At 55.9% G+C, this 11,404-nt stretch carries 10 protein-coding genes and 6 tRNA genes; 3 read left to right on the top strand and 13 right to left on the bottom strand.

Features of this window, described 5'->3' with window-relative positions; genetic code table 11:
• Positions 1-139: 139 nt before the first annotated feature.
• From GHO32_RS15290 to GHO32_RS15265, 6 genes are all read right to left on the bottom strand, one after another.
• Positions 140-215 (bottom strand) — tRNA-Gly (locus GHO32_RS15290).
• A gap of 5 nt (positions 216-220) precedes the next feature.
• Positions 221-296, bottom strand: a tRNA-Glu gene (locus tag GHO32_RS15285).
• A 103-nt stretch (positions 297-399) separates the two neighbouring features.
• Positions 400-475: transfer RNA gene (locus GHO32_RS15280), tRNA-Gly, on the bottom strand.
• A gap of 5 nt (positions 476-480) precedes the next feature.
• Positions 481-556, bottom strand: a tRNA-Glu gene (locus GHO32_RS15275).
• A 103-nt stretch (positions 557-659) separates the two neighbouring features.
• Positions 660-735 (bottom strand) — tRNA-Gly (locus GHO32_RS15270).
• Positions 736-737: 2 nt separating this feature from the next.
• Positions 738-813 (bottom strand) — tRNA-Glu (locus GHO32_RS15265).
• 373 nt (positions 814-1,186) lie between these two features.
• On the opposite strand from GHO32_RS15265, the gene GHO32_RS15260 reads away from it, so the two are divergent.
• On the top strand, positions 1,187-1,957 hold the full coding sequence (locus GHO32_RS15260; protein WP_153333954.1) for a hypothetical protein: 771 nt from the start codon (positions 1,187-1,189) through the stop codon (positions 1,955-1,957).
• Between the two features lie 160 nt (positions 1,958-2,117).
• Here GHO32_RS15260 and GHO32_RS15255 read toward each other — a convergent pair whose 3' ends face one another.
• Positions 2,118-2,462, bottom strand: coding sequence for a YggL family protein (locus GHO32_RS15255; protein WP_048369844.1), 345 nt, complete (start codon positions 2,460-2,462; stop codon positions 2,118-2,120).
• A 232-nt stretch (positions 2,463-2,694) separates the two neighbouring features.
• Between GHO32_RS15255 and dacB the strand changes: the two genes are divergently transcribed.
• Positions 2,695-4,161 (top strand): D-alanyl-D-alanine carboxypeptidase/D-alanyl-D-alanine-endopeptidase, encoded by a 1,467-nt coding sequence (dacB, locus tag GHO32_RS15250; protein ID WP_153333952.1) that lies wholly within the window; start codon positions 2,695-2,697, stop codon positions 4,159-4,161.
• Positions 4,162-4,240: 79 nt separating this feature from the next.
• Here the strand turns inward: dacB and rlmKL are convergent, their stop codons facing one another.
• The gene (gene rlmKL / locus GHO32_RS15245; protein ID WP_153333950.1) at positions 4,241-6,496 is read right to left on the bottom strand and encodes a bifunctional 23S rRNA (guanine(2069)-N(7))-methyltransferase RlmK/23S rRNA (guanine(2445)-N(2))-methyltransferase RlmL; all 2,256 of its coding nucleotides are present in this window, start codon (positions 6,494-6,496) and stop codon (positions 4,241-4,243) included.
• Between the two features lie 543 nt (positions 6,497-7,039).
• Between rlmKL and rmf the strand changes: the two genes are divergently transcribed.
• Complete coding sequence (rmf, locus tag GHO32_RS15240; protein ID WP_082148720.1) at positions 7,040-7,255, top strand: ribosome modulation factor; 216 nt, start codon at positions 7,040-7,042, stop codon at positions 7,253-7,255.
• Between the two features lie 131 nt (positions 7,256-7,386).
• Here rmf and GHO32_RS15235 read toward each other — a convergent pair whose 3' ends face one another.
• From GHO32_RS15235 to GHO32_RS15215, 5 genes are all read right to left on the bottom strand, one after another.
• The gene (locus tag GHO32_RS15235) at positions 7,387-8,412 is read right to left on the bottom strand and encodes a quinone-dependent dihydroorotate dehydrogenase (protein ID WP_048369838.1); all 1,026 of its coding nucleotides are present in this window, start codon (positions 8,410-8,412) and stop codon (positions 7,387-7,389) included.
• 119 nt (positions 8,413-8,531) lie between these two features.
• The gene (locus GHO32_RS15230; RefSeq protein ID WP_153333948.1) at positions 8,532-9,509 is read right to left on the bottom strand and encodes an OmpA family protein; all 978 of its coding nucleotides are present in this window, start codon (positions 9,507-9,509) and stop codon (positions 8,532-8,534) included.
• A gap of 106 nt (positions 9,510-9,615) precedes the next feature.
• Complete coding sequence (gene sigX / locus GHO32_RS15225; protein WP_088500243.1) at positions 9,616-10,206, bottom strand: RNA polymerase sigma factor SigX; 591 nt, start codon at positions 10,204-10,206, stop codon at positions 9,616-9,618.
• Between the two features lie 93 nt (positions 10,207-10,299).
• The gene (locus GHO32_RS15220) at positions 10,300-11,124 is read right to left on the bottom strand and encodes a mechanosensitive ion channel domain-containing protein (protein WP_048369832.1); all 825 of its coding nucleotides are present in this window, start codon (positions 11,122-11,124) and stop codon (positions 10,300-10,302) included.
• Between the two features lie 2 nt (positions 11,125-11,126).
• Positions 11,127-11,372 carry a hypothetical protein gene (locus GHO32_RS15215; RefSeq protein ID WP_048369831.1) on the bottom strand — a complete coding sequence of 82 codons (246 nt, stop codon included), beginning with the start codon at positions 11,370-11,372 and terminating at the stop codon, positions 11,127-11,129.
• Positions 11,373-11,404 lie beyond the last annotated feature (32 nt).

The raw sequence follows: 11,404 nt of genomic DNA, 5'->3' as shown, positions 1-11,404 counted from the left end.
GATGCTCGTTTCCAAGCATCGGATTTTGCGGCCTGCGGGCTAAAGGTCAATGAGTCAGTCTTAACTGACTGGCATTAGCCTATAAGGCCTCTTTTTTAATGCTTTAAACAGTGGCTGAGCACTCTTTAAAACAAGAATATGGAGCGGGAAACGAGACTCGAACTCGCGACCCCGACCTTGGCAAGGTCGTGCTCTACCAACTGAGCTATTCCCGCAATAATGGCGTCCCCTAGGGGACTCGAACCCCTGTTACCGCCGTGAAAGGGCGGTGTCCTAGGCCACTAGACGAAGGGGACGTTGCCCGAAACATACGCTGTACGTTTCAGTGCCAACTACACGCACCTAAGTGTGTGCTTTGGCTTTCACTCAACCCCGCCCGAGAGCGAAGCTGCTTAAAAATGGAGCGGGAAACGAGACTCGAACTCGCGACCCCGACCTTGGCAAGGTCGTGCTCTACCAACTGAGCTATTCCCGCAATAATGGCGTCCCCTAGGGGACTCGAACCCCTGTTACCGCCGTGAAAGGGCGGTGTCCTAGGCCACTAGACGAAGGGGACGTTGCCCGAAACGTACACTGTACATTTCAGTGCCAACTACGCTCACCTAAGTGTGCGCTTTGGCTTTCACTCAACCCCGCCCGAGGGCAAAGCTGCTTAAAAATGGAGCGGGAAACGAGACTCGAACTCGCGACCCCGACCTTGGCAAGGTCGTGCTCTACCAACTGAGCTATTCCCGCAATGGCGTCCCCTAGGGGACTCGAACCCCTGTTACCGCCGTGAAAGGGCGGTGTCCTAGGCCACTAGACGAAGGGGACACACTACAACTTCACTGGTTGCATGCGTTTCGCTGTTCGCTTTACGCTGCAATTGGCGCGCATTCTAGAGATGGTTTTGGAAGTCGTCAACCCCAATATGAAAATTTATTGAAATCAATGACTTCCCGTCCTTCTAGGCCTTTTCCTACACAGTGTGACGTATGACTCCTGAGGCCTATATTCCGGCCTCCTACAAGGCGCTATGATGATCAGGCCTGAGTGATGGCCAAATGCACCTATCGAATATGGACCTCTCTATAGATAGCCAACCGCCTGAACTCAGTGAACTAACGCAGCTGTTTCAGATCAAGCCTATTAGCAACACTGCCTGGCACACTCTATGGCAGGCAGACCACCTGAAGAGGTTTTAACGTTGACGCCTTCCATCATCACCCTGCTCGTCGTTGCCGGGATCGTGCTTTTGATCGCCATCGGCTACATCAACCACATGGTGGAACACAACAAGGTGGAAAAAGCCCGGCTCAAAACCGAGCTTAATGACCGTATCCGCCGTTGTAGCGAAGTCAACGAGATCTTTCCCGGGCAACTGATGACGTCGGCACTCAAGTTGTTGCTAACCCGCCTTGAACTCAATGCCACCCAGCGTCTGTTGCTGCTGCAAAAATCCGACGCCAGCTTAAAAGCACGGGTTGCCGAGCTTGAAGCACTGGTTGCGCAAGGTGAGTCGATCCCGGTCAACAACCCGCCCAACCCGATCATGACGGAAGCCAAGGCCAAAGATGTGCGCTTTCTGCTGGAAACGCTGCATGGCCAGATCACCCGCGCCGCCAAAGACCGTGTACTGCCCGCCAATGAAGCCAAGCACTGGCTCAAAGAGATCCGTCACCTGCTGGTGGTGCTGCATATTGAGTTCTTCAATAACCTTGGCCAGTTGGCGTTCCAGCAAAACCAGCCGGGTCAGGCGCGCCTGGCCTATGAGCGCGGCGTGCAGTATTTGCGCAAACAGGCCGACCCTGCCCCGTATGGCCAGTCACTCAAAGCGTTTGAAGCACAATTGGTGCGCGCCAATGCCCTGCTGCAAAGCACGCTGGAGCCCAGCAGCGATGAGGTCAACGCGCTAACTGAAGGCCTTAAAACCGATGAAGCTGAGGGCGACTGGAAGAAGAAAGCCATTTACGACTAAAAATCTGTGCCATGCCCGTAGTCGTTGCCGAGCCTTGCGAGGCTAAGTCCGCAGAGAGGCGCATACAGTGTCAGCTCATGAATTTTTGAAGCAGCGCCCAGGACGGGCAAAGGTATGAAACACACAAAGGCAGCCACGCAGGCTGCCTTTATGTTTGACGTCAGGCTACCGGATTGATTGGCTTTTCCGGGTACCACACGTCCAGCAGCGGGCTTACTTCAACGCTAGTCAGCTCTGGACGAGCTTTCAACCAGGCTTCAACAGCAGCACGTTGCTCTTCGCTGACCGAGCCGCGCTTTTGCAGGCAAACCAGACCGTAGTCGTCGCCGCCAACATAGCCCAGGCCGTTAGCTTCCATGGCTTCTTTCAAGAAAGCGTCAAGGAATGCGTCGACAGCCTCATCCGACAGGTCTTCTTTGAAATCCAGGTTCAGCTCAAAACCCAGCTCCTGAAATTCATCAACGCACAGTTTTTTGCGCAGACGCTGGGAACGATTAGTAGCCATTGAACAATCCTCTTAAGTAATTACCGGCGGCACTTTACCAGCTTCAGGCTGGCGCTGCCCGGTTGCATGTGAGCGACTCATCGTTTTATCCATTAAATAAGTCAATCCCTGGCCTACGCTGATGCACAAGCCCGATAACCTTGGGGCATAATGCCAACACTTTTATGACCATCGAGGGACTTTTTGTTCATGCCCTCTTATTTTCCCCCTCGCCTGCAGGGTTTTACTTTTGATGATTAAATCTTTACGACCATTGTTTCTGGCCAGCCTGTTTTTGCCGCTCGCCTTCGGCGCCAATGCCGCCCCTGTCAACGCCACCCTGACTCCGAAAGTCCAGCAAGCGCTCAAGACCAACAAGCTGCAAGACGACGCGCTGTCCCTGGTATTGCTGCCGCTGACCGGCCCGGGTGTTCCAACCGTCTTCAACGCCGATGTATCGATGAACCCGGCGTCCACCATGAAACTGGTGACCACCTATGCAGCCCTGGAAATGCTCGGCCCGACCCACCAGTGGAAAACCGAGTTCTACACCGACGGCACCCTGAACAACGGTATTTTGCAGGGCAACCTGTACCTCAAGGGCGGCGGCGACCCCAAGCTCAACATGGAGAAGCTCTGGCTATTGATGCGCGACCTGCGGGCCAACGGCGTACAGCAAATCACCGGCGACCTGGTACTGGATCGCAATTTCTTCGAACAACCGCAATTGCCGGTGTTCAACGATGACGGCAATGACGAAAACAAGCCGTTCCTGGTCAAACCCGACGCACTGATGGTCAACCTCAAAGCCTTGCGCTTTGTGGCGCGTAACGATTCGGGCAAGGTGCTGGTCTCGGTGGAGCCGCCTATTGCGAGCATCCGCATCGACAATCAGGTCAAGGCCATCAACGCCAAGCAATGCACCGGCGATGTTCGCTACAACCCCGTCACCCAAACCGACGGCTCGGTAATTGTCACCGTCAGCGGGCAACTGGCTGATGGCTGCAACTCTCAGACGTATCTGTCCTTGCTTGATCACGCGACCTACACCGCCGGAGCCGTGCGCGCCATCTGGAAGGAGCTGGGCGGCAGCATTCAGGGGCAGGACCGTCAGGCCAGCGTCCCTAAAGGGGCAAAACTGCTGGCTCGTGCCTACTCGCCAGACCTGGCTGAGATCATTCGCGACATCAATAAATACAGCAACAACACCATGGCCCAGCAGCTGTTCCTCAGCCTCGGCGCTCAGTTCCGTACCGACGCAGACGGCGATGACGCCAAAGCCGCGCAGCGTGTGATACGCCAATGGCTGGCCAAAAAAGGCATCACAGCGCCGCATCTGGTCATGGAGAACGGCTCCGGCCTGTCGCGTGCCGAGCGTGTGAGCGCACGTGAAATGGCGCAAATGCTTCAAGCCGCCTGGAAAAGCCCCTACGCTGCCGAGTTCATCAGTTCCCTGCCGATCGCGGGCAAAGACGGCACGATGCGCAAGCGCCTGAAAACCACAGCAATGAACGGTCAGGCACACATCAAGACAGGCACCCTGAATACCGTGCGCGCCATTTCCGGCTTTAGCCGCGACAGCAACGGCGACACCTGGGCCGTGGTCGCCATCCTGAACGACCCGCGCCCGTGGGGTGCGTCTTCGATTCTCGACCAGGTATTGCTAGACCTGTATCGCCAGCCAGCCGTGGCTAACCGCGCAGTATCTATCGCGCCATAACGTCAGGCAGGCAATGAAAAACGCCCCCGATCGCAAGAAAGGGGGCGTTTTTTATGGACTGATTACCGCCAGGGCAGCATCAGCGGGCCGTGATTTTCCAGGCTCGGTGGATTTTGCTGTTACGGGCAAAGTCCGGATCGATGGTGCTCGCGGTAATTTCTTCTACGAAATAACGCGCGGCCAGATGCTCGTCCAGAACAAACTTGCGGAAGTTGTTCGAGAAGTACAGCACGCCGCCCGGAGCCAGACGTGCCATGGCCAGATCGAGCAACTGCACGTGGTCACGCTGAACGTCGAAGATGCCTTCCATGCGCTTGGAGTTGGAGAAGGTCGGCGGATCAATGAAGATCAAGTCGTACTCTTCACGGCAGGCATCCAGCCAGGCCATCACATCGCCCTGCTCCAGACGGTTTTTGTCCGAGAAACCGTTCAGTGACAGGTTACGGCGCGCCCAGTCCAGATACGTCTTGGACAAGTCAACGCTGGTGGTGCTGCGCGCACCGCCTTTGGCTGCGTGCACGCTCGCCGTGGCGGTGTAGCAGTACAGGTTGAGGAAGCGTTTGCCGGCCGCCTCTTTCTGGATGCGCATGCGCATTGGACGGTGATCCAGAAACAAGCCGGTGTCCAGGTAATCGGTGAGGTTCACCAGCAGCTTTACGCCACCTTCCATCACTTCGGTGAACTTACCCTGCGCGCTTTGACGCTCGTATTGCTTGGTGCCGCTCTGACGCTCACGGCGCTTGACGATCACCCGGCTCTTGTCGATGTTCAGCGCCTGCGGGATCGCCGCCAGGGCGTCGAACATACGGGCCGAGGCTTTTTCCGGGTCTACCGATTTCGGCGCTGCGTATTCCTGGACATGGACCCAATCGTGATACAGGTCGATCGCCATGGAGTACTCAGGCATGTCGGCGTCGTAAACGCGGTAGCAATCAATCCCCTCGCGCTTGACCCATTTGCCCAGTGCCTTGAGGTTTTTTTGCAGACGGTTGGCAAACATCTGCCCGCCTTCGCTCAAGCGCGGTTGCTCGATGACCACCGGTGCAGGCTTGATCGGGTTGCCGTTCTTGTTGAACTTCTGCTCCACGGGGGCTTCGACCACAGACTCAGCCTGTTCACGCTCGGCCTGACGCTGCTCCGGGGTACGACGTTCGCCTGTCACGAACTGATCCGGGGTGACCTTGATCAACAGCAACTTGCACGGCAAGGCGCCGTTCCAGAACGAATACTGCTTGTGGCTGCGAATGCCCATGCGCTTGCCCAGATCCGGGGCGCCGGTAAACACCGCCGCTTCCCAGTTCAGACAGGCCTGACGCAGACGCTCACCGAGGTTCTGGTAGAGATAGAGCAAGCTTGCTTCATCGCCCAGACGCTCGCCGTACGGCGGGTTGCAGATCACCAGGCCTTTCTGGTTTTGATCAGGGCGCGGCTCAAAGGTCGCCACTTCACCCTGGTAAATCTTGATCCAGTGGCTCAGCCCAGCCCGCTCGATGTTGTTGCGCGCAGGCTGGATCAGACGTGGGTCGGCCTCGTATCCGCGAATCCACAGCGGTGGCTTGGCCATGCCGATTTCGGCACGCTCAGTGGCTTCATCATGGAGTTTTTTCCAGATGGCCGGTACGTGACCCAGCCAGGCATCAAAGCCCCAGTGAATGCGGTTAAGGTTCGGCGCAATGTCGGCGGCGATCATTGCGCCCTCGACCAGAAACGTACCCACACCGCACATCGGGTCAGCCAGTGCGGCGCCCTCAGCGGCCATGCGCGGCCAGCCGGCACGAATCAACACGGCGGCGGCGAGGTTTTCTTTGAGGGGCGCAGCACCTTGCTGCAGACGGTAGCCACGCTGGTGCAGGCTGCTGCCCGACAGGTCCAGGGACAGAATCGCTTCGCCGCGATCCAGGCGCAGGTGGATACGCAAGTCCGGGCTGAACTTGTCAATCGACGGGCGCTCACCAGACGGCGTGCGCAGCTTGTCGACGATAGCGTCTTTGACCTTCAAGGCACCGAAGTGGGTGTTATCGATGCCCGAGCCATGCCCGCTGAATTCAACGGCCAGGGTGCCGTCCGGGACCATGTGGTCATGCCAGTCAACGTCCAGCACGCCGTTATACAGGTCTTCGGCATTCTTCATCGGGAAGCGCTTGAGGACCAGCAAAACGCGGTTGGCAAGGCGTGACCACAGACACAGGCGGTAGGCAGTTTCCATATCTGCCACGCCACGAATGGCCGAGGTGTGCTCGCGAGCTTCCTCAAGACCAAGGCCAATAGCCTCCTCGAGGAGCAGACCTTCAAGGCCTTTAGGGCAGGTAAGGAAGAGTTCGTTACGATCCGACATGGGATTCCTGAGCTTTTAGCTTTCTGTGGGCAGGCAACGCATCGCCTGCTCCGTTTTCAATCAAGCGCTTTTCTTGAAGAGCGCTCGCGTGGCACGAAACTGTGCCGTTCCACTTCAGCAACAACACCCACCCTGAGGCAGAGTGAGTCTAGACGCTGAGGCAGGTCATTCATTAAGAAACAATTGGTCATATTCAGACCCTTCGTCGAATAGTGCCCGATTCAATCAGGCAGCTATTAGCAACGGAGAATGAAACTCATCATCTTTGCAAGCGCTCGTCCTGTCAGGGTTTAACCGGAGCCGGGCGAGTAAAAACAGCCTGTCTTATGGCTGTAACACCATTTTCGTTACGTGCTTATGACAAAACGATCATTCCCTCACCCGAGTGCATTGGTTAGAACTGGACTCAGGTTGTCGCCGCACAGGCAACAACAGAAAGGCTCGCCACGCCGGCAGCGAGCACCCCCGACGGCAGATCAGTCTGCCCCGACCTTTGGAAGGTCGACGCTAAATAAAACAGTCAACAAGTGAGGGAAACACCCTATGAGAAGACTTAAGCGTGATCCGTTGGAAAGAGCATTTTTGCGCGGATATCAAAATGGCGTACATGGTAAATCCCGTGAGCTTTGCCCATTTACTCTACCGTCGGTACGTCAAGCCTGGATTAACGGCTGGCGCGAAGGACGCGGCGACAACTGGGACGGTATGACTGGCACTGCGGGCATCCACAGACTCAACGAAATTAACGCCGTCGGCTAACACTGGACACCTTCCGACATCACCTTGAAGCGACACCGATTTAACCTTGCCGTCCTATCCAGGCGGCGGGCTTCGGCCCAAGGGCTCCTTAAAGGAGCCCTTTTTTATGCCTGCACGCCAGGCGCTACGCGTTACTTGCGTGGCAACGCTGCAATGGCATCAACCGATTCACGAATCAGCGCCGGGCCTTTGTAGATAAAGCCTGAGTAGATTTGCACAAGGCTGGCACCCGCGGCGATTTTCTCAGCCGCGTGCTTGCCTTCTGTAATCCCGCCAGCCGCGATGATCGGCAAACGCCCTGCCAGCTCAGCGGCCAGCACCTTGACGGTATGCGTGCTTTTTTCGAGCACCGGGGCGCCCGACAAGCCGCCCGCCTCATCCCCATGGGCCAAACCTTCAACGCCGACACGGCTAAGCGTGGTGTTGGTGGCGATAACAGCGTCCATGCCGGTCTCCAGCAGCGCCTGAGCCACGAGCACGGTTTCTTCGTCACTCATGTCCGGTGCGATCTTGATCGCCAGCGGTACGCGCTTGCCGTGGCGCTGCGTCAGTTCGTTCTGACGCAGTTGTAGGGCTTCGAGCAACTGCTTGAGCGAATCACCGAACTGCAAGCTGCGCAAACCCGGTGTGTTCGGCGAACTGACGTTGACGGTGACGTAGCTGGCGTGGGCATACACCTTGTCCAGGCAGATCAGATAATCGTCGACGGCACGCTCAACCGGCGTATCGAAGTTCTTGCCGATATTGATGCCCAGAATGCCGCTGTAGCGGGCCGCCTGAACGCGACTAAGTAAATGATCAACCCCAAGATTGTTAAAGCCCATGCGGTTGATAATGGCCTGAGCTTCCGGCAAGCGAAAAATACGTGGCTTTGGATTGCCTGGCTGAGGGCGCGGCGTGACCGTGCCGATCTCAACAAAGCCAAAACCCAATTGGGCGAAACCATCGATGGCTGCGCCGTTTTTATCCAGACCGGCAGCCAGACCGACCGGGTTTGGAAAATTCAGCCCCATGACTGTCACTGGCAGCTTCGCCGGTGCCTTGCACAACAAACCATTAAGCCCCAGACGGCCGCCCGCCCCGATCAAATCCAGCGACAGATCGTGAGAGGCTTCAGGGGACAGTTTGAAAAGCAGCTGGCGGGCCAGGTTATACATGGGCGCAATGGACTCGAAGGGTGACGGAAAGTGGGCGCAATTATAGCCGCGCCGCCTGGCAAATCACAGGCAAAGAAAAACCCGGCCTGAGCCGGGTTTTTCTGGCAGCTTATCTAAAATTAATTAGATTGAGCTTGTACAACGGCTTCAACGCGACGGTTCAGAGCGCGGCCTTCGTCAGTTGCGTTAGTCGCAACTGGATCTGCCTTACCGTGACCAACTGCGTCTACACGGCCAGCCGAAACACCTTGCTGTACCAGAGCCTGACGCACAGAGTCAGCACGACGCTGGGACAGTTTCAGGTTGTAAGCATCGGTACCGACGCTGTCAGTGTAACCATTCACAGTAGTGCTGGTCGCAGGGTACTGTTGCATGAACTGAGCAACGTTCTTGATGTCTGGCAGGTACTGAGACTTAACAACGGCTTTGTCGAAGTCGAACTTAACGTCCAGCTCAACTTTAACCACTTCAGCGATCGGAGCTTCTGGTTCTGGCTCAGCGATTGGTGCTGGAGCTGGAACTGGAGCAGGAGCTACTTTGCCACCGCTGCCACCGAAGTTCACACCCAGACCAACGGTAGGAGCGTAGTCCCAACGGCCGTTGTCCAGTTTGTAGTCAGCTTCAACACCAGCACGGGCGAACAGGTTGTCAGTGATGTACCACTTAACACCGGCGCCAGCAGTCAGGAAAGTCGACTTGTCGCGACCGCTGTGGCCATCAGCCTCAACGTTGGTCATGCTCTTGTGAGCAACACCGCCGGAAACGTATGGACGCAGAGCGTCGCCTACGGTGCCGAAGTGGTACTGAGCGTTCAGACCAAAGTTGTCACCTTGCAGCTTCTGGTGACCAGTGCCGTCGTTCGAACGGGTGTGAGTGGTCTTGTCGTACGCGAAGTTGATCGAAACGTCATCAGTGATGAAGTAACCGATCGAGGCGCCTGGGTTGTAACCGTCTTCAACGTGGTTGACGCTGTCGTTGTACTGTTTTTTGTAGAACAGTTCACCCTCGACCGCGCCTTGGCCTTGTGCCAGGGCACCGAACGAAGTTGCGGCTACAAAGGAACCAATGGCAATGCCCAAGGTGTTTTTCAGTTTCATCCGTTAAATCCCCATCTGGTGATTGTAAAGCAGTCCCACATACCGGGGGACAACTCGGCGGCAAGTCTATCAGACCTTGCCTACACGTAGAGCCATTTGCACTGAACTAAGTTTCAGCAAGACCTGCAAATTTCTCACGCAATTTATCAAGAGCGCGCTTGTATCTCATCTTCGTCGCGCTCAAACCCATATGCATTATGTCTGCGATTTCCTGAAATTCCAGTTCTGCGACAAAACGCAGCACTAAAATTTCGCGATCAATCGGATTCACATGCACCAACCAGCGATCAAGTCCGCCCTTTTCCTCAGGTTTCGGCGCCTTTTCCTCAGACGCTTCCTCAAGGGGGTCAATACTTAATGCGTCCATCAAGCGACGCTTTCGCCGTTCCTTTCGATACTGTGTGATGCATTCGTTGTAAGTGATGCTATATAGCCATGTCTTGAATTTCGATTTTCCTTCGAAATTTTTCAAGCCGTACAACACCTTAAGCATCACTTCCTGACAGACATCATCCGCGTCCCTATCGTTCCCTAAGTACCTTGAACAAACGTTGAACAAAGTGCGTTGATAGCGACGCATCAATTCTTCATAAGCACGCGTCACGTGAAACAACTCATCATGCGCGCGCGCAACCAACTCCTCATCAGAGAGCTCGCGGGGATCGTAGCGCATGGATAGCGATTGGGCTTTATTCAAAACGAGTCGTGCCGACAGTCAGGTCAATGGCCACCGCATCAGCCTTCAAAGCAGGCATTTTTACGGCGGCATACATTAGCAGGGTTTGCCGCATTAGCGGCTTGTCACGTGCTGCTCCAGCAAGATCCGATTGGAAATTGAGACTAGCTCACCTTCCTCGGTCAGCAACGTGGTTTTAACCGTGCCGATCTCTTCGATCTGCCCTTCGACCTCGCCAACTCGCACTTCTTGCCCAACCTGGTACAACTCACGCACATAGATCCCGGCCAGAATCTGACCGGCAATTTCACGACTTCCCAAGCCCATGGCCAGGGCCACAGCCAGACCAACGGTAATCAAAACAATCACAATCACGTGGTTCAGCAGGTCGGTTTTGACCTCCAACTGACTGATAGCCACAGAAATACTGATGATGATGACCAGCCCCTGAGCAACACGCCCCAGGCCACTTGCATAATCAAACCCGACGCTCTCGGCCGCTCCCCGCACCAGGCCATTGAGCAACTGTGCAAGTAGCACACCCGCCAACAACACTAGCAAAGCTCCGAAAACCTTGGGCAAATAAACCGTAAAAATATCCAGTGCCGCAGAAACGCGGTCCAGCCCCAGCGATTGCGCCGCCGACACCAGAAACACCAGCAGGATGAACCAGTAGACAATTTTGCCGATGAGGATCGAGATCGGCACCTTGATGCCGATGCGAGCCAGAATCTTGGTCAGGCCGGTGCCGCCCATGAGGCGATCGAGGCCCAACTTTGCGAGCAACTTGGACAGCAGGGTATCGAGCAGTTTGGCAACCACGAAGCCCAGCAGTACGACAACCAGCGCCCCGAAAAGGTTCGGGATGAAGTTGGCAATTTTAGTCCACAGGGCAGTCATTGCCGTGACCAGGCTCTGAGTCCAGAGATCAAGTTCCATGTTCAATCAGCCTTATCAACAGGGCGAGCAGCAGGTTTGCGCCGCGAAACGGGCGCAATATGGGCCGAACCGCTATTCAATGCAATCGTCAGCGCTTGCATCCAGCGACCGGGCAGGCTGAAAAGATCACCCGCGCCTACCTGGCGATTGGCGGTTTTCAGCACTCGCCCCAAACACGCATCATCGTCACGGCTGGATGACGGCGTTTTGAGCATTTCACGTAGCGACTGTTCAAACGGATCGTGCATATGCACCTCTCGGTATCTCAGTGAAAGACGCA

The organism is Pseudomonas sp. FSL R10-2189, assembly GCF_009600325.1.
GTDB classification, from domain to species: Bacteria; Pseudomonadota; Gammaproteobacteria; order Pseudomonadales; family Pseudomonadaceae; genus Aquipseudomonas; species Aquipseudomonas helleri.
The sequence above is the reverse complement of the archived record's forward strand: the minus strand, read 5'-3'. Positions and strand labels throughout refer to the sequence as shown.